Consider the following 16,968-nt stretch of genomic DNA (forward strand, 5'->3'; position numbering starts at 1 on the left):
CGACCGCCGGCCGCCGGCCGCCGCTCCCGCGCGCCGCCGTGCGCCCGCGTCCGTCGCGGGGGACCATCGGGTCGGCCGCAGGCCCGTCCCCGCGGCGTTGATCGCGCGTTGATCGAACGTTTTTCGCCGTCCGGCACGCTCTGAGCATGCACATCGAGACGATCGCGACGCCCGACGACCTCGCCTGGCAGCAGGAGGCGTTGTGCGCACAGACCGGGGGCGACTTCTTCTTCCCCGAGCCCGGCAGTTCCGTCCGGGACGCCAAGCGGATCTGCGCCCTCTGCCCGATCCGCTCGGCCTGCCTGGAGTACGCGCTCGACAACGACGAACGCTTCGGCGTCTGGGGCGGGCTGTCGGAGAAGGAACGGCTGGCGCTGCGCCGCACCACGTACTGAGCCCCGCCCGCCGCGCCGTCACGGCGGGACGGGCGGGGCCGGGCCGGGTCGGTCAGCCCGCCGCCCGGGCCGCCATCCGCGCCTTGCGCGCGGCGAGCTTCTCGTCGAACTTGGAGGCCTCCGCGTCCAGCCCGCCCATGTACAGCCCCAGCTCCTCCTGCGCCTGCTGCCCCTCCGGGCCCAGGCCGTCGATCTCCATGATCTTCAGGAAGCGCAGCACCGGCTGGATCACGTCGTCGTGGTGGATGCGCAGGTTGTAGACCTCGCCGATCGCCATCTGCGCGGCGGCCCGCTCGAAGCCGGGCATGCCGTGACCGGGCATCCGGAAGTTCACGACCACGTCCCGCACCGCCTGCATCGTCAGATCGGGCGCCAGCTCGAAGGCGGCCTTGAGCAGGTTCCGGTAGAAGACCATGTGCAGGTTCTCGTCGGTCGCGATGCGGGCCAGCATGCGGTCGCAGACCGGGTCGCCGGACTGGTGGCCCGTGTTGCGGTGCGAGATGCGGGTGGCCAGCTCCTGGAAGGCGACGTAGGCCACCGAGTGCAGCATGGAGTGCCGGTTGTCCGACTCGAAGCCCTCGCTCATGTGGGCCATCCGGAACTGCTCCAGCTGGTCCGGGTCGACGGCGCGCGAGGCGAGCAGGTAGTCGCGCATCACGATGCCGTGGCGGCCCTCCTCGGCGGTCCAGCGGTGCACCCAGGTGCCCCAGGCGCCGTCGCGGCCGAAGAGGCTCGCGATCTCGTGGTGGTAGCTGGGGAGGTTGTCCTCGGTCAGCAGGTTGACCACCAGGGCGATCCGGCCGATCTCGGTGACCTTGGACTGGCCCTTCTCCCAGGCCTCGCCGTCCTCGAAGAACCCGGGGAAGTTGCGGCCGTCGCTCCAGGGCACGTACTCGTGCGGCATCCAGTCCTTGGTGACCTTCAGGTGCCGGTTCAGTTCGGTCTCGACCACTTCCTCCAGCGCGTACAGCAGCCGGGCGTCGGTCCATTCGGCGGAACTGCCGAGGTGCGGGGAGACGATCGTCACAGAGAACTCCAGGGGACGTGCGACTAAGCGGAATGCGTCCGGCGAGCGGTGCCGGGGACTTACGGGATCGTAGGCTACGAAACCGTAGGTTACGAGACCGTAGGTTAAATGCACTGTAAAGGCCGCTGATCAGCACCGCCCACGGGGGTGCGGCGCGCCCCCGAGACACGCAGGTCCCAGGGCCGAACGGGTGACGTGCGCGAGGCCCGGCCGCACAGCTCCCGGAGCCGAACCGAGAGGCACGTCACACGCGTCGTCGCGTCCAGGTTCCCCGGCTGGTGGGTCACCAGTCCCCCGGCGAGTCGGGGGGCGCCCGTGGTGCGGCGCCGGTCGGCCATCATGCAGCCGGGGCGCGGCGGAGGGAACCCCGCCGTCCCCGAGGCGCTCCGCCGTGCCGGGCCCGCGGGCGCCGCCCGGATCACCCGACGGCTTCCGGCTCGGCGTCCTTCAGTTCGCCCCCTTCCATGAGCAGCGTGCGGGTGACGCCGATCGAGTCCAGGAACGGCAGGTCGTGGCCGGCCACGATCAGCGCCCCTTCGTACGACTCCAGCGCGGTGGTGAGCTGCCGGACGCTCGCCAGGTCGAGGTTGTTCGTCGGCTCGTCCAGCACCAGCAGCTGCGGAGCGGGCTCGGCCAGCATCAGCGCCGCCAGCGTCGCCCGGAAGAGTTCCCCGCCCGACAGCGTCGCCGCCCGCTGGTCGGCGCGGGCGCCCCGGAACAGGAAGCGGGCCAGCAGCGCCCGGACCCGGTTGTCGGTGGCGCCCGGCGCGAACCGGGCCACGTTCTCGGCGACGCTCAGCTCGCCGTCGAGGACGTCCAGGCGCTGCGGCAGGAACCGCAGCGGGACGTGGACCGTCGCCTCGCCCGACACCGGCTCCAACTCCCCGGCGATCGTGCGCAGCAGCGTCGTCTTGCCCGCGCCGTTGCGCCCGGTCAGCGCGATCCGCTCGGGGCCGTGCAGGTCGAGGCCGCCCTTCACCCTGATGCCGTGCGCGAGTTCCAGCTCCCGCAGAGTGAGCACCGACCGGCCCGCCGGCACGGCCGTGTACGGCAGGTCGACGCGGATCTCGTCGTCGTCCCGCACCGCCCGTTCCGCTTCGCCGAGCCGCTCCCTGGCCTCGGTGAGCTTCTCCTCGTGCATGACGCGGTACTTGCCGGCGGACTCCTGCGCGGAGCGCTTGCGCAGCCGCATCACCGCGCGGGGCTCGCGCTTGGTGTCGTACATCTTCTGGCCGTACCGCTTGCGCCGGGCCAGGGTCACGTGGGCGTCGGTCAGCTCGCGCTTCTGCCTGCGCAGGTCCGACTCGGCGACCCGCACCATCCGTTCGGCCGCCTCCTGCTCCACCGCCAGCGCCTCCTCGTACGCCGAGAAGCAGCCGCCGTACCAGGTGATCGCGCCCGAGCGCAGGTCGGCGATCTGGTCGACGCGTTCCAGCAGCTCCCGGTCGTGGCTGACCACGACCATCGGGCCCGGCCGGCTCTCGACGGCCGCGTACAGCCGTTCGCGCGCGTACCGATCGAGGTTGTTGGTGGGCTCGTCCAGCAGCAGGACGTCGGGCCGGCGCAGCAGCAGCGCGGCCAGCCGCAGCAGCACCGACTCCCCGCCCGAGACCTCGCCGACGGTGCGGTCCAGCCCCACGTGGCCGAGGCCGAGTTCGCCGAGCGTGGCGAGGGCCCGCTCCTCGACGTCCCAGTCGTCGCCGACGGTCTCGAAGTGCTCCTCGGCCACGTCACCGGCCTCGATGGCGTGCAGCGCGGTCCGCCGCGCGGCGATGCCGAGCGCCTCGTCGACCCGCGACGCGGTGTCGAGCGTGACGTTCTGCGGGAGATGACCGACCTCGCCGGAGACGTGGACGGTGCCGTCGGTCGGGGTGAGCCGTCCGGCGAGGAGCTTCAACAGGGTCGACTTGCCGGACCCGTTGACTCCGACGAGCCCGGTCCTGCCAGGGCCGAACGCGGCGTCGAGTCCTTCGAACACGGGGGTGCCGTCCGGCCAGGCGAAGGAGAGGGAGGTACAGGTGAGGGAAGCGGACATGCGTAGTCTCCGTGGTTGCTCGATGCGGTCAGGGGCAAACGCGTATCGAGACACCGGAGGCGGCGACCGCCGTGGGGCGCGGAAAGGAGGGGCCCGGGAGCACCGGGCAGGAGAAGGCCCTGTTCCGCAAGGACGGCTCGAACGCCGAGGTCGCACGCGACGTACACACCCGTGGCGGGTGTGGCGCGATGTCTCGAACCTCAGACGAGCAACGTCCTTCTCCGATCGGCGGCAACAGAAGCGTTGTACAACGTAGGAGGGGCAGGGTGGGCTGTCAACGCCTTTACGGACCGGTCCCCGGTCCGGTCCGAGGCCGGTCCCGCCCCGTCCCACGACTCCGAGGAGGTCCCGTGCCCAACGGCTCGCTCTCACTGCCGGCCCGGCTCTGCCTGCTGGCCTGGGACCCCGCGCGGCCCGGGGCCGGTGACACCGCCCGGGTGCACCATCTGGTGCGGGCCGGCGCGCTCACCGAGCTGGCCCAGCGCGGTCTGCTCGTCGACGCCGAGGGCATCGCCACCCCCGTCGACCTGGACTCGCGCACCGCGGACGCGGTCCTCGACGGGGTGCTGGACCTCGTCCGCGAGTCGATGCCGCACCGGTGGCGCACCTGGGTGAGGCTGCACGCCCGGGTCACCTTCGACGCCGTCCGGGAGCAGTTGGTGGCCGACGGGTATCTGCGCGCCCGCAAGAAGCGCGTCCTGGGCGTCTTCCCGTCGGTGGAGCACGTGCTCGCGCGGACCGCCGCCGCGCAGGTCCTGCGCGAGGAGACGCGGTACGCCATCGAGGGCCCGGTACCGGCCGGGGAGGTGTCCGAGCGGGACGCGGCCGTGGCCGCGCTGGCGGCCGCCGCGGAACTGCGCACCCTCGGACCCGTCGTGAGGGGCGCGCGTCGCGAACGCAGGATCGCGGAACTGACCGGTCGCAGCGGGGCGGCGGCCCCCGGGCTGCGGAAGATCGTCGGCGAGGTGTGGGGCGCCGTGAGCGCCGAGACGGCACGAACCGTGGCGTCGACGGGCGGCTGAACGGGCGCGTCCCTCGTCGGTCGGGGGCCGGCGGGGTTCGGCCCCCGGCGCCGGCTCCTCCCTCCGCCGGGCTCGTCAGGACCCCGGCCCCGGCGCCGACGGCCCCGGCGGGTTGTGGAGCCCAGGGGTTCCGCGGCTCGGCTTCGGGGCCGTGCGGTCAGCAGGTGCCGCGCATCAACTCCGCCAGGTCGCGGTCCAGATCCAGCTGGAGGTGCTCCAGCCCCACCGGCACCAGCTCACCGGTGGCCTGCAGGAACCGGCGCAGCTCGCCCGAACGGACGTGGATCACGGCCGTGCCCTCGGGCGCGTGGAACTCCATGACGGTGCGGTCGTACCCGTACGGCCGCACCCGCACGTCGCCGTGACCGTCCGGCTCCCGCATCCCGGAGATGAGCAGTTCGCGGGAGAAGGTCCAGCAGACCTCCACGCCTTCGAGGGTGGCCGGGGCGGGGAAGGTCATGCGGACGGCGAACGGGTCGCCGCGGTCGTAGTGCAGGGTGGCGGGAATGCTCGGCATACGCGGCGCGGCGGCGACGAGACGCGCCTCGACGGGGTGCTCGATGACGGTGGACAACGCCTTGCTCCCTCGTGACGGCTGGACGGGCTCGGGGGGTGTACGGGCCGGGCACTGGAAGAGACGACGGAATCAACCAATCCGTGCACACGAGAAGCTAGTGACCTCTGTCACCGCGTTCATGCACGGGAGTGACACGGCTCTCCTCGGGTGCCACGCCCGGCACTTGCGCCACTCGCGCGCACAGCCGCCCACCGTCCGGGCCCTCTGGACGGCACCGGGGCGGTGGGCTAGCTTCGCCCGCCATGAGGCGCTTGGGAAGCATGCGACGCACGGCACGGTCCGTCCGAACCGGCGGCGGGGGAGGGGGCCGGGCGGTGGTCGCGGCAGCGGTGTGCGCGGCGGCCCTGGCCGCCCTGACGGCCGCCCCCGCACAGGCGCAGCACCGGCCGCCGCACTGGGAGGTGAAGGCGACCGGCGTGTCCGACGCCAGGTTCCGGGGGCTCGCGGCCGTCAGCAGGCACACCGCCTGGGTGGCCGGCAGCCGGGGCACGGTCCTGCGCACCACCGACGGCGGCGACACCTGGCGGAACGTCTCGCCACCGGGCGCCGGCGAGCTGGAGTTCCGGGACGTCGAGGCGTTCGACGCCCGCCGCGCCGTGGTCCTGGCCATCGGCGAGGGCGAGGCGTCCCGCGTCTACCGCACCGACGACGGCGGGGCGACCTGGACCGAGTCCTTCCGCAACACCGACGCACGGGCCTTCTACGACTGCCTCACCTTCTTCGACCACCGCCACGGCCTCGCCATGAGCGATCCGGTGGACGGCAGGTTCCGCATCCTGGCCACCGGCGACGGCGGCCGCTCCTGGAAGGTGCTGCCGAGCCGCGGCATGCCCGCCGCGCAGCAGGGCGAGGCCGGCTTCGCGGCCAGTGGCCAGTGCCTGGTGGCGTCCGGACCGAAGGACGTGTGGCTGGCCACCGGCGGCGCCGCACGCGCGCGGGTGCTGCACTCCGCCGACCGCGGGCTCACCTGGACGCCCGCCGACGTCCCGGTCCCGGCGGGCGACCCGGCCCGGGGCGTCTTCGCCCTCGCCTTCCGCGACCGCCTCCACGGCCTCGCGGTCGGCGGCGACCACCGCCCCGACCAGAGCTCCCCGCGCGCCGCCGCCCGGACCACCGACGGAGGTCGCGCCTGGCGGCCCGCGGGCGGCCCCCCGCCGGCCTACCGCTCCGGCGTCGCCTGGCTCCCGCACAGTCGCACCGCCGCCCTCGCGGTCGGGCCCACCGGTACGGACCTCACCACGGACGGCGGCACCACCTGGCGGACGCTCGACACGGGGTCGTACGACACCGTGGACTGCACGCCGGACCTGGGCTGTTGGGCGGCCGGCGAGCGGGGACGGGTCGCCCGGCTGGAGCTGTGACGCCGCGCGCGACGGGGTGCTCGTCCGTAACGTGGGTACCCGTTCGCCGAACGCGAGAGGAAGTGAGCGGACATGCCACGCGGGTCGAGCCCCAAGCGGGAGCGGCAGTACGAGCACATCAAGGACAGCGCCGAGAGCCGTGGCGAGAGCACCGGTCGCGCCAAGGAGATCGCGGCCCGGACGGTGAACAAGGAGCGTGCCCAGTCCGGCGAGTCGAAGACCGCCAGCCGTACGTCCACCCAGGACAAGTCGCCGAGCAAGCGCGGCGGCCAGCGGTCGGGCAACCGGCAGGGCCCCCAGGGGCCCACCTACGACCAGCTCTACCAGGAGGCCAAGCGCCGCGGCGTCAGCGGCCGTTCGAGCATGAACAAGGGCGAACTGCAGCGCGCGCTGGGCAAGTGAGCCGCACGGCCCTCAGGCGGAGGTGTCCCGGCACCGTGCCGGTTCCGGCGCGACGTCCGTGGCGACGGACCCGTGACGCGCTCCACACGCTCCCACCGGACCTGACGCAGGAGCCACCCGAGGGATCCCCTCGATCCGCGCACGGTCCCCCGCGACGGCGATGACCACCCCGCCGTCGCGGGGCTCCTCGCGTCCGGACGCCGGGACACCCCGCGGTGCGGGACCGCTCGCGCGGGCACAAGATCGCGAGCCCGCTGCGGACTCCCGTAGGCTGCGGCCATCATGACGACCGTGACCGCGCGGATCCCCGACGACTGGCCCGCGACCGAGGAGCGGGCCCGCGCCGTCCAGGACGGACTGCGGGCCCGCGTGGTGCTGCACGAACCGGGCCCGCCGCCCGGCACCGGCATGGTGACCGGCGTGGACGTCGCCTACGACGACGAGCGGGACGTCGTCGCGGCGGCCGCCGTCGTCCTCGACGCCGCGACCCTCGACGTCGTCGCCGAGGCCACGGCCGTCGGGCGGATCTCCTTCCCCTACGTGCCCGGCCTGCTGGCCTTCCGCGAGATCCCGACGGTCCTGGCCGCCCTCGACGCGCTGCCCCGCTCATCGGGCCTGATCGTCTGCGACGGCTACGGCCTCGCCCACCCGCGCCGCTTCGGCCTCGCCAGTCACCTCGGCGTCCTCACCGGGCTGCCCACGATCGGCGTCGCCAAGAACCCGTTCACCTTCACGTACGACGATCCGGGCCCCGCGCGCGGGAGTACCGCCCCGCTGCTCGCCGGCGCCGAGGAGGTCGGGCGTGCCGTCCGTACGCGCGAGGGCGTCAAGCCGGTCTTCGTCTCCGTCGGCCACCGCGTGAGCCTCGACAACGCCTGCGCACACACCCTGGCGCTGGCTCCGGCCTACCGGTTGCCGGAGACCACCCGCCGGGCCGACGCACTGTGCCGCGAGGCCCTGCGGTCGGCCGCCTACCCGGCCTGACCCTCGATGCTCCAGCGGCCCACCTCCCGGTAGGCGGAGTCGTAGACGGCCGAACCGTCGCCGGCCTCCAGCGCGTAGTGCTTCAGGTTGCCGCCCCAGTACCGCAGGATGCGCTGCAACTCGCCCGTGGGGTCCTCGGCGAGCGCGCCCTCGTCCATGGTGACTTCTAGAAGGAACTTCATACCTTCAAGGATTTCATTGAACTCCTTGTAGGGACTTGGCCGCGCCCGGACAGCGGCTGTCATGAGCCGGCACGGTGAAAGTCTCAAATGGGGGTGCGGGCCCCGCGGCTGTCGCGCCGGCCCCCGCCGGGTCCGGGCACCCGTACGGACCACCCAGGTCGACTGAGTACCCGTACGGATGTGCCCGCCCCCCGACGGGCGACAGGCTGGGTCCATGACGACACACCGCGCACCCCGGCAGTCCGCCCACCGACCCGGCCGGCCGGTCGAGCGGGCGGTGGTGGCCGGCCTGGTGCTCGCCATGGCGGCCGGGGTCGCATGGATCGGCGGGATGATCTACACGATCGCCGGATGGTCGGGTTAGGGCCCGGTCCGTCGCACCGGACCGGAACCGCCCGTCAGCGGGTCGCGGCCACCCGGAAGCCGATGCCCGCCGCCCGCAGGCGCCCGGTCAGGGCGTCCCCCATCGCCACGGCCGTGGTGACCTGCCCGGCCACCTGCGGCAGCTCGTCGAGGGCGAGCGAGAGTGCCGCCTCGGCGAACATCTTCGCCGTCTCGTCGTACCCCGGGTCGCCGCCCGTGACCTCGGTGAACACCTTCCGGCCACCGCCCTCGCCGACGAAACGGACTGAGAACCGGCTCCGCGCCCGCTTCTCGGCGCTGGGCCCGTCGCCCGGCTTGAGCCGGTCGGACAGCCAGTGCCGCGCCCGCGGTACCTGGGCCGCCACCGCCAGCGCGCCCACCGCCGCCGCTCCGCCGACGGCGACGGGCAGGTGCCGGATGGCCGCGTAGTGGCGGTAGCGGAAGTCGGGGCCGTAGCGGTCCAGGGCCTTCGCGGACCGCCGTACGATCTGCGCGTCGATGGTCGGCAGCGGCAACGCCCAGGCGCCGACCTCCCCGGCGAACCGCGGCGCGCCCGTCGGTGCCACCGCGCGGCGGCCCACCAGCCGCGGCTCGTGCCGCCGGCGTTCCCGCGCGGCGGCCCGCAGCTGCCGGCCGCGCGCCAACTGCCCCAGCGCGGAGGCGAACGTACCGCCCGAGAAGGCGGCGTCGACGCTGACGAAGCCGTCCACGGTCAGCGGCACGCCCTCCGGGAGCTGCCGCACGGTGAAGCGCACGCCGAGGTCGTGCGGTACCGAGTCGAAGCCGCAGGCGTGCACCAGCCGCGCGCCGGTCTCCCGCGCGCGTGCGTCGTGGCGCACGTACGTCAGGTCCACGAACTCGGGCTCACCGGTGAGGTCGAGATAGTCCGTGCCGCTCTCCGCGCAGGCGGCGACCAGCTCGTCGCCGTACCGGACGTACGGACCCACCGTCGTGGCCACCACGCGCGCCCGCTCGGCCAGTGCGCGCAGCGAGGCGGGCTCGCTCACGTCGGCGTGCAGGACGCCGACCTCCGGCGCGCCCGGCAGCCGCTCCCGCAGCCGCCGCAGCCTCTCCTCGCTGCGCCCGGCGATCGCCCAGCGCAGCCCGTCGGGCGCGTGCGCGGCGAGGTACTCCGCGGTGAGTCCACCGACGAAACCCGTCGCCCCGAAGAGCACGACGTCGTACGGCCGGTCGGCCTTGTTCAGCCTGCTCATGACATCCCTTCGTCACCCTTCGGCGACCCCTGGACCCGCAGCACGCGCCGTCGCCGGTGGCCGAGGCTAGCGTGAGGACTGCCGACCCGGAGAGGGACCCGGCCATAATTGGCTAAGCGCTTGCTCGTCCGGGTCTTGTGTCCGGTGGAACACGTTCCTAGCATCACTGGTGTTACAGCAACTGTGTCACATGACTGGGGGCTCCATGTCGGGAGCGAGGACGCCGGGGCGAGAGCCGGGGCCGGAGCCCGGCGCGGGCCCGCTCGGCGGGGTGCGCGTGCTCGAACTGGCCGGTATCGGTCCCGGCCCCTTCGCCGCCATGCTCCTGGCCGACCTCGGGGCCGACGTGGTCCGCGTCGACCGCCCGGGCGGCGCCGGCCTCGGGATCGACCCCGCCCGCGACGTCACCAACCGCAACAAACGTTCGGTGATCGTCGACCTCAAGGCGCCGGACGGCCCGGCCAGGGTCCTGGACCTCGCCGAACGCGCCGACGTGCTGATCGAGGGCTACCGCCCCGGCGTCGCCGAACGGCTCGGTGTCGGACCGGACGACTGCCACACCCGCAACCCGCGCCTGGTCTACGGCCGCATGACCGGCTGGGGCCAGCACGGCCCGCTCGCCGACCGCGCCGGACACGACATCGGGTACATCGCGCTCACCGGGGCCCTCGGCATGATCGGCGCCCCGGACGAGCCCCCGGCCGTCCCGGCCAACCTGGTGGGCGACTACGCGGGCGGCTCCCTCTACCTGGTCGTCGGAATCCTCGCCGCCCTGCACCACGCCCGTGCGAGCGGCGCCGGACAGGTCGTCGACGCCGCCATCGTCGACGGCACGGCCCACCTCTCCTCGATGATCCACGGCATGCTCGCCGCCGGCGCCTGGCAGGACCGCAGGGGCGCCAACCTCCTCGACGGCGGCTGCCCCTTCTACGGCACCTACGCGACCGCCGACGGCCGCCACATGGCGGTCGGCGCCCTGGAACCCCGGTTCTACGCGCAGTTCATGGAGCTGCTCGGCATTCCCGACCGGGCACCCGCCCGCGACGACCCGGCCCGCTGGGCGGAGCTGCGCGACGCCATCGCCGCCCGGTTCGCGACCCGTACCCGGGACGAGTGGACGGCCGTCTTCGACGGCTCCGACGCCTGCGTGGCGCCCGTCCTGTCGCTCCGCGAGGCCCCGCACCACCCGCACCTGGCCGCCCGCGGCACCTTCACCGACCACGGCGGCATCACCCAGCCCGCCCCCGCGCCCCGCTTCTCCGCGACCCCCACCGCCGTCCGCACCGGCCCCGCCCTGCCGGGCGCCGACGCCGAGGCCGTGGCCCGCGACTGGGACCTGCCCCGGCGCCCGGACACCGCCTTGAACCTCGCACCCGACCCTCTGTGAAAGGCCTGCCAGTGACCACCGAAGCGTACGTGTACGACGCGATCCGCACCCCGCGCGGACGCGGCAAGGCGAACGGCGCCCTGCACGGCACGAAGCCCGTCGACCTGGTCGTCGGCCTCATCCACGAGATCCGCGCCCGCTTCCCCGACCTGGACCCGGCCGCCGTGGACGACATCGTGCTCGGCGTCGTCGGCCCCGTCGGCGACCAGGGCTCCGACATCGCCCGCATCGCCGCCATCGCCGCCGGACTGCCCGACACCGTGGCCGGCGTCCAGGAGAACCGCTTCTGCGCCTCGGGCCTGGAGGCCGTCAACCTGGCCGCCGCCAAGGTCCGCTCCGGCTGGGAGGACCTGGTCCTCGCCGGCGGCGTCGAATCGATGTCCCGGGTGCCGATGGCCTCGGACGGCGGCGCCTGGTTCAACGACCCGATGACCAACCTCGCCACCAACTTCGTGCCGCAGGGCATCGGCGCCGACCTCATCGCCACCATCGAGGGCTTCTCCCGCCGCGACGTCGACGAGTACGCGGCCCTCTCCCAGGAGCGCGCGGCCACGGCGTGGAAGGAGAACCGCTTCGAGCGCTCCGTGGTCCCCGTCCGGGACCGCGCCGGCCTCACCGTCCTCGACCACGACGAGCACCTGCGCCCCGGCACCACCGCCGACTCCCTCGCGGGCCTCAAGCCGTCCTTCGCCGACATCGGCGAACTCGGCGGCTTCGACGCCGTGGCGCTCCAGAAGTACCACTGGGTCGAGAAGATCGACCACGTCCACCACGCGGGCAACTCCTCCGGCATCGTGGACGGCGCCTCCCTGGTCGCCATCGGCTCCAAGGAGGTCGGCGAGCGCTACGGCCTCACCCCGCGGGCCCGGATCGTCTCCGCCGCCGTCTCCGGCTCCGAGCCCACCATCATGCTCACCGGTCCCGCCCCCGCCACCCGCAAGGCGCTCGCCAAGGCCGGGCTGACCATCGACGACATCGACCTCGTCGAGATCAACGAGGCCTTCGCGGCCGTCGTCCTGCGCTTCGTGAAGGACATGGGCCTGTCCCTGGACAAGGTCAACGTCAACGGCGGGGCCATCGCGCTCGGCCACCCCCTCGGCGCCACCGGCGCGATGATCCTCGGCACCCTCGTCGACGAACTGGAGCGCCAGGACAAGCGCTACGGCCTCGCCACCCTCTGCGTCGGCGGCGGCATGGGCATCGCCACCATCGTCGAGCGCATCTGACTCCCTGCGGAACCGCGGCCACAAAGACCTCACTGGAGACCCCTGTCATGACGACCGAGAGCACCACCATCCGCTGGGAACAGGACGACACCGGAGTCGTCACCCTCGTCCTCGACGACCCCGCCCAGTCCGCGAACACCATGAACCAGGCGTTCCGCGAGTCCCTCGCGGTGGTCACCGACCGTCTGGAGGCCGAGAAGGACGCGATCCGCGGCGTCATCGTCACCTCCGCCAAGAAGACCTTCTTCGCCGGCGGCGACCTGCGCGACCTGATCCGCGTCACCCCGGAGACCGCCCAGGACCTCTTCGATGGCGGCATGGCGATCAAGCGGAACCTGCGCCGCATCGAGACCCTCGGCAAGCCCGTCGTCGCCGCGATGAACGGCGCGGCCCTCGGCGGCGGCTACGAGATCGCCCTCGCCTGCCACCACCGCGTCGCCCTGGACGCGCCCGGCTCCAAGATCGGCTGCCCCGAGGTCACCCTCGGCCTGCTCCCCGGGGGCGGCGGTGTCGTCCGCACCGTCCGCATGCTCGGCATCACCGACGCGCTGCTGAAGGTCCTCCTCCAGGGCACCCAGTACAACCCGCGCCGCGCCCTGGAGAACGGCCTGGTCGACGAGGTCGCCGACAGCCGCGAGGACCTGATCGCCAAGGCCCGCGCCTTCATCGACGCCCACCCGGAGTCCGCCCAGCCGTGGGACAGGCCGGGCTACCGCATCCCCGGCGGCACCCCGTCCCACCCGAAGTTCGCGGCCAACCTCCCCGCCTTCCCCGCCAACCTGCGCAAGCAGACCGCCGGCGCCCCCTACCCGGCGCCGCGCAACATCATGGCCGCCGCGGTCGAGGGCTCCCAGGTCGACTTCGAGACCGCGCAGGTCATCGAGGCCCGCTACTTCGTCGAGCTGGCCGCCGGCCAGACCGCGAAGAACATGATCCAGGCGTTCTTCTTCGACCTCCAGGCCGTCAACTCCGGCGCCAACCGCCCCCGGGGCGTGGAGCCCCGCAAGGTCACCAGGGTGGCCGTCCTGGGCGCCGGCATGATGGGAGCCGGCATCGCCTACTCGTGCGCCCGCGCGGGCATCGACGTCGTCCTCAAGGACGTCTCCCTGGAGTCGGCCCTCAAGGGCAAGGGCTACTCCGAGAAGCTGTGCGCCAAGGCCGTCGCCAAGGGCCGGACCACGCGGGAGAAGGCCGACGCCCTGCTCGCCCGCATCACGCCGACCGCCGAGGCCGCCGACCTCGCGGGCTGCGACGCGGTCATCGAGGCGGTCTTCGAGGACACCTCGCTCAAGCACAAGGTGTTCCAGGAGATCCAGGACGTCGTCGACGCCGACGCGCTGCTCTGCTCCAACACCTCCACGCTCCCCATCACCGCGCTGGCCGAGGGGGTCGAGCGGCAGGCCGACTTCATCGGACTGCACTTCTTCTCGCCGGTCGACAAGATGCCGCTCGTCGAGATCATCAAGGGCGAGCGCACGGGCGACGAGGCGCTGGCCCGCGCCTTCGACCTGGTCCGGCAGATCGGCAAGACCCCGATCGTCGTCAACGACTCGCGCGGCTTCTTCACCTCCCGGGTCATCGGCCACTTCATCAACGAGGGGGTGGCGATGGTCGGCGAGGGCGTCGAGCCCGCCTCCGTCGAGCAGGCGGCGGCCCAGGCGGGCTACCCGGCCAAGGTGCTCTCCCTGATGGACGAGCTGACGCTCACCCTCCCGCGCAAGATCCGCCAGGAGACGAAGCGGGCCGTGGAGGAGGCGGGCGGCACCTGGACCGCGCACCCCGCCGAGGCCGTCATCGACCGCATGGTGGACGAGTTCGAGCGCCCCGGCCGCAGCGGCGGCGCCGGGTTCTACGAGTACGGCGAGGACGGCAGGCGGGCGGGCCTGTGGCCGGGCCTGCGCGAGCACTTCACCAAGCCGGGTTACGCGATCCCCTTCGAGGACATGCAGGAGCGCATGCTCTTCTCGGAGGCGCTCGACACGGTGCGGCTCCTGGAGGAGGGCGTGCTGACCTCCGTCGCCGACGCCAACATCGGCTCGATCCTCGGCATCGGCTTCCCCGGCTGGACCGGCGGCGTCCTCCAGTACATCAACGGCTACGACGGCGGCGCCGGGCTGCCCGCCTTCGTCGCCCGCGCGCGCGAGCTGGCCGACCGCTACGGCGAGCGCTTCACGCCGCCCGCGCTGCTGGTGGAGAAGGCGGACAAGGGGGAGGTCTTCACCGACGGCCGCTGAGCCGCCGGATCACCCGGCGGCGCCCGGGCCGGTGTCCGTGCCGGCGCCGGTGCCGCCGGGGGTGCCGACACCTCCGGAGGCGTCGCCGCCGGCTTTCGCGCCGGTGGCCGTACCGGCTTCCGCACCGGCGTCCCCGTCGCCGTCCTTGTCGAGCCACTCCCGCAGCTCCTCGCGGAGCGACCGCTGGAACGTGGTCAGCAGCGCCTGCACCACCAGCGGGTGCATGTGGGCGGAGAGCGACCGCACGTCCCGCGCGTCGCGTTCGGCGACCGCGTCGCGCAGCAGCCGCGACAGGTCCCGCGCGGCGGCGCGGGAGTGTGCGAGCAGGGCGGTGCGGGCGGCGAGGACCGTCTCGGGGGAGAGGGGCACGTCGAGCAGCTCGACGCCGAGCCGCAGCAGCCCGGCGTCGACGCGGTAGCCGTCGCCGTCGGGCACGGCGACGTCCATCGCCACGAGCCGGCTCACCTCCTCGTCGGTCACCGGCCGGCCCGCCCGCCGGCCCAGCTCCTCCCGCGTGACCGTCTCCACCGCCTCCGGCGCCCAGGAGGCCACCACGGCCCGGTGCAGCGCGAGGTCGTGCGGGCTCAGGTCCGGCGGCAGCTGCCCCAGGTACCGCTCGATCGCGGCCAGCGTCATGCCCTGGTGCTGCAACTCCTCGATCAGCGCCAGCCGGGCCAGGTGCTCCCCGCCGTAGCGTCCCACCCGTCGCGGGCCGATCGCGGGGGGCGGCAGCAGCCCCCGGGTGCCGTAGAAGCGGACCTTGCGCACCGTGACGCCGGCCCGCGCCGCCAGCTCGTCGATCGTGAGGGCGGGCTCCCCGGTGTCGGTCGTCGTCATGTGCAGCAGTATCGCTGTCTCACCAACGCTGTGACACCTCTTGTGCACCGAGTGGAGACCGCCGACCGATCTTGTGAGAAGTCACGCTGTGTGACATGAGCCACCGCATGACGACGCAGCGTCGTGGGAAGGTGCTGCCTTGGTCTGTGCCGCGAAGGGTGGTGCGGGCCTCGTCACTGTACGGACGACCTGGGCGTATCCCGCCCGGGCGCACCAGAGAGTGGAACCACCCGTGAGCAAGGACGCCGTCGACACGGCACAGGTCGCCGCCCACCCCCAGGCGACCGGGACCATCCCCGCGGACGCGGGCGACGCCGGTTACAGCAAGGGCCTCAAGGCCCGCCACGTCAACATGATCGCCATCGGTGGCGCGATCGGCACCGGGCTCTTCCTCGGCGCCGGCGGGCGCCTGCGCGACGCGGGCCCGGCCCTCGCGATCGCCTACCTCGTCTGCGGCGTCTTCGCCTTCTTCGTCGTCAGGGCGCTCGGCGAGCTGGTCCTCTACCGGCCCTCCTCCGGGTCCTTCGTGTCGTACGCGCGCGAGTTCCTCGGCGAGAAGGGCGCCTACGTCGCCGGCTGGATGTACTTCCTCAACTGGTCGACGACCGGCATCGCCGACATCACGGCGATCGCCCTGTACACGCACTACTGGAGCATGTTCACGAGCATCCCGCAGTGGGTGCTCGCGCTGATCGCCCTCGCGGTCGTGCTGGCCGTGAACCTCATCTCGGTGAAGATCTTCGGCGAGATGGAGTTCTGGTTCGCGATCGTCAAGGTCGCCACCCTCGTCGGCTTCATGCTGATCGGCATCTTCCTGCTGGCCACCCAGCACGAGGTGGGCGGCCACACCCCGGGCGTCAGCATGATCACCGACCACGGCGGCATCCTCCCGCACGGCGTGATGCCCGTCGTCCTGGTGATGCAGGGCGTGATCTTCGCGTACGCGGCCCTGGAGCTGGTCGGCGTCGCCGCCGGCGAGACCGCCGAGCCGGAGAAGGTCGTCCCGCGCGCGGTGAACTCGATCATGTGGCGCGTGGCCCTCTTCTACGTCGGCTCGGTCGTCCTGCTGGCCCTGCTGCTGCCGAGTTCGCTCTACTCGGGCGACCAGAGCCCGTTCGTCACCGTCCTGTCGAAGATCGGCGTCCCGGCGGCCGGCGACGTGATGAACCTCGTGGTCCTCACGGCCGCCATGTCCTCCCTGAACTCCGGCCTGTACTCCACCGGCCGCATCCTGCGCTCCATGGCGATGGCGGGCTCCGCGCCCAGGTTCACCGGCGTGATGAGCCGCACCCAGGTCCCCTACGGCGGCATCCTGCTGACCTGCGCGGTCTGCGTCCTCGGCGTCGGCCTGAACTTCCTGGTGCCGAGCAAGGCCTTCGAGATCGTGCTGAACGTCGCCTCCCTGGGCATCATCAGCACCTGGGTGATCATCATGATCTGCCACCTCGTCTTCGTGCGCCGGGCGCGCGAGGGCCTGGTCGCCCGGCCGCACTTCCGGCTGCCGGGCAGTCCGGTCACGGAGATCGTCACGATCGTCTTCCTGCTCTCCGTCCTCGTCCTGATGTGGAACGACCCCGAGGTCGGCCGCAAGACCCTGTACCTGGTCCCGGTGATCGCGGTGATGCTGGTGGCGGGCTGGTTCGGCGTACGACGCCGGGTGGCGGCCAACGCCGAACAGGAGCTGTCCGGCCTGAGGAAGTAACGGACCGAGGGCCTCCGGGG

Annotated in this window: 16 protein-coding genes; 10 read left to right on the forward strand and 6 right to left on the reverse strand. The window is 73.0% G+C overall.

Annotated elements, in window-relative coordinates; genetic code table 11:
• Positions 1-146 precede the first annotated feature (146 nt).
• Entirely contained in the window at positions 147-395 is a 249-nt protein-coding gene (locus ACGF5T_RS27080; RefSeq protein ID WP_356610831.1) for a WhiB family transcriptional regulator, read from the forward strand.
• 52 nt (positions 396-447) lie between these two features.
• Here ACGF5T_RS27080 and ACGF5T_RS27085 read toward each other — a convergent pair whose 3' ends face one another.
• Positions 448-1,422, reverse strand: coding sequence for an acyl-ACP desaturase (locus tag ACGF5T_RS27085; protein ID WP_356610830.1), 975 nt, complete (start codon positions 1,420-1,422; stop codon positions 448-450).
• Positions 1,423-1,840: 418 nt separating this feature from the next.
• Positions 1,841-3,457, reverse strand: coding sequence for an ABC-F family ATP-binding cassette domain-containing protein (locus ACGF5T_RS27090; protein WP_366767470.1), 1,617 nt, complete (start codon positions 3,455-3,457; stop codon positions 1,841-1,843).
• Between the two features lie 350 nt (positions 3,458-3,807).
• On the opposite strand from ACGF5T_RS27090, the gene ACGF5T_RS27095 reads away from it, so the two are divergent.
• Entirely contained in the window at positions 3,808-4,479 is a 672-nt protein-coding gene (locus ACGF5T_RS27095; RefSeq protein WP_366767471.1) for a GPP34 family phosphoprotein, read from the forward strand.
• Positions 4,480-4,636: 157 nt separating this feature from the next.
• On the opposite strand, the gene ACGF5T_RS27100 is transcribed toward ACGF5T_RS27095, so the two are convergent.
• On the reverse strand, positions 4,637-5,053 hold the full coding sequence (locus ACGF5T_RS27100; RefSeq protein WP_356610824.1) for an SsgA family sporulation/cell division regulator: 417 nt from the start codon (positions 5,051-5,053) through the stop codon (positions 4,637-4,639).
• A gap of 263 nt (positions 5,054-5,316) precedes the next feature.
• On the opposite strand from ACGF5T_RS27100, the gene ACGF5T_RS27105 reads away from it, so the two are divergent.
• The 3 genes from ACGF5T_RS27105 to ACGF5T_RS27115 all read left to right on the forward strand — a co-directional run bounded on the left by ACGF5T_RS27105 (position 5,317) and on the right by ACGF5T_RS27115 (position 7,803).
• On the forward strand, positions 5,317-6,417 hold the full coding sequence (locus ACGF5T_RS27105; RefSeq protein ID WP_366767472.1) for an oxidoreductase: 1,101 nt from the start codon (positions 5,317-5,319) through the stop codon (positions 6,415-6,417).
• Between the two features lie 72 nt (positions 6,418-6,489).
• A complete protein-coding gene (locus ACGF5T_RS27110) occupies positions 6,490-6,819 on the forward strand; it encodes a plasmid stabilization protein (protein WP_356610820.1) in 330 nt (109 codons plus the stop codon).
• Between the two features lie 282 nt (positions 6,820-7,101).
• On the forward strand, positions 7,102-7,803 hold the full coding sequence (locus ACGF5T_RS27115; RefSeq protein WP_366767473.1) for an endonuclease V: 702 nt from the start codon (positions 7,102-7,104) through the stop codon (positions 7,801-7,803).
• Here ACGF5T_RS27115 and ACGF5T_RS27120 read toward each other — a convergent pair.
• Complete coding sequence (locus ACGF5T_RS27120; protein ID WP_361018296.1) at positions 7,791-7,985, reverse strand: hypothetical protein; 195 nt, start codon at positions 7,983-7,985, stop codon at positions 7,791-7,793. The genes ACGF5T_RS27115 and ACGF5T_RS27120 overlap by 13 nt on opposite strands.
• Before the next feature lie 214 nt (positions 7,986-8,199).
• Here ACGF5T_RS27120 and mmpA point away from each other — a divergent pair, with 214 nt between their 5' ends.
• Entirely contained in the window at positions 8,200-8,349 is a 150-nt protein-coding gene (gene mmpA / locus ACGF5T_RS27125; protein WP_356610817.1) for a morphogenic membrane protein MmpA, read from the forward strand.
• A 34-nt stretch (positions 8,350-8,383) separates the two neighbouring features.
• Here the strand turns inward: mmpA and ACGF5T_RS27130 are convergent, their stop codons facing one another.
• Entirely contained in the window at positions 8,384-9,562 is a 1,179-nt protein-coding gene (locus ACGF5T_RS27130; RefSeq protein ID WP_366767474.1) for a saccharopine dehydrogenase NADP-binding domain-containing protein, read from the reverse strand.
• A 205-nt stretch (positions 9,563-9,767) separates the two neighbouring features.
• On the opposite strand from ACGF5T_RS27130, the gene ACGF5T_RS27135 reads away from it, so the two are divergent.
• Genes ACGF5T_RS27135 through ACGF5T_RS27145 form a run of 3 tightly spaced genes read left to right on the forward strand, consistent with a single transcriptional unit; the run spans position 9,768 to position 14,409 of the window.
• A complete protein-coding gene (locus ACGF5T_RS27135) occupies positions 9,768-10,949 on the forward strand; it encodes a CaiB/BaiF CoA-transferase family protein (RefSeq protein WP_366767488.1) in 1,182 nt (393 codons plus the stop codon).
• Positions 10,950-10,960: 11 nt separating this feature from the next.
• Complete coding sequence (locus ACGF5T_RS27140; RefSeq protein WP_356610815.1) at positions 10,961-12,175, forward strand: acetyl-CoA C-acetyltransferase; 1,215 nt, start codon at positions 10,961-10,963, stop codon at positions 12,173-12,175.
• Positions 12,176-12,222: 47 nt separating this feature from the next.
• Positions 12,223-14,409 carry a 3-hydroxyacyl-CoA dehydrogenase NAD-binding domain-containing protein gene (locus tag ACGF5T_RS27145; RefSeq protein ID WP_366767475.1) on the forward strand — a complete coding sequence of 729 codons (2,187 nt, stop codon included), beginning with the start codon at positions 12,223-12,225 and terminating at the stop codon, positions 14,407-14,409.
• A 9-nt stretch (positions 14,410-14,418) separates the two neighbouring features.
• On the opposite strand, the gene ACGF5T_RS27150 is transcribed toward ACGF5T_RS27145, so the two are convergent.
• Positions 14,419-15,246: a MerR family transcriptional regulator gene (locus ACGF5T_RS27150; protein WP_366767476.1), complete on the reverse strand. Its 828-nt coding sequence runs from the start codon at positions 15,244-15,246 to the stop codon at positions 14,419-14,421.
• A 232-nt stretch (positions 15,247-15,478) separates the two neighbouring features.
• On the opposite strand from ACGF5T_RS27150, the gene ACGF5T_RS27155 reads away from it, so the two are divergent.
• Positions 15,479-16,948 carry an amino acid permease gene (locus ACGF5T_RS27155; protein ID WP_356610812.1) on the forward strand — a complete coding sequence of 490 codons (1,470 nt, stop codon included), beginning with the start codon at positions 15,479-15,481 and terminating at the stop codon, positions 16,946-16,948.
• Positions 16,949-16,968: the final 20 nt, after the last annotated feature.

This window comes from Streptomyces sp. NPDC047853, assembly GCF_043204535.1.
GTDB lineage: Bacteria > Actinomycetota > Actinomycetes > Streptomycetales > Streptomycetaceae > Streptomyces.

Bases quoted from the DNA above. Each gene is read 5' to 3' on its own strand.
- ACGF5T_RS27120 (WP_361018296.1), bottom strand. From the start codon at position 7,985: ATGAAGTTCCTTCTAGAAGTCACCATGGACGAGGGCGCGCTCGCCGAG.
- mmpA (WP_356610817.1), top strand. From the start codon at position 8,200: ATGACGACACACCGCGCACCCCGGCAGTCCGCCCACCGACCCGGCCGG.
- ACGF5T_RS27110 (WP_356610820.1), top strand. From the start codon at position 6,490: ATGCCACGCGGGTCGAGCCCCAAGCGGGAGCGGCAGTACGAGCACATC.
- ACGF5T_RS27090 (WP_366767470.1), bottom strand. From the start codon at position 3,457: ATGTCCGCTTCCCTCACCTGTACCTCCCTCTCCTTCGCCTGGCCGGAC.
- ACGF5T_RS27150 (WP_366767476.1), bottom strand. From the start codon at position 15,246: ATGACGACGACCGACACCGGGGAGCCCGCCCTCACGATCGACGAGCTG.
- ACGF5T_RS27135 (WP_366767488.1), top strand. From the start codon at position 9,768: ATGTCGGGAGCGAGGACGCCGGGGCGAGAGCCGGGGCCGGAGCCCGGC.
- ACGF5T_RS27145 (WP_366767475.1), top strand. From the start codon at position 12,223: ATGACGACCGAGAGCACCACCATCCGCTGGGAACAGGACGACACCGGA.
- ACGF5T_RS27130 (WP_366767474.1), bottom strand. From the start codon at position 9,562: ATGAGCAGGCTGAACAAGGCCGACCGGCCGTACGACGTCGTGCTCTTC.
- ACGF5T_RS27115 (WP_366767473.1), top strand. From the start codon at position 7,102: ATGACGACCGTGACCGCGCGGATCCCCGACGACTGGCCCGCGACCGAG.
- ACGF5T_RS27080 (WP_356610831.1), top strand. From the start codon at position 147: ATGCACATCGAGACGATCGCGACGCCCGACGACCTCGCCTGGCAGCAG.
- ACGF5T_RS27105 (WP_366767472.1), top strand. From the start codon at position 5,317: ATGCGACGCACGGCACGGTCCGTCCGAACCGGCGGCGGGGGAGGGGGC.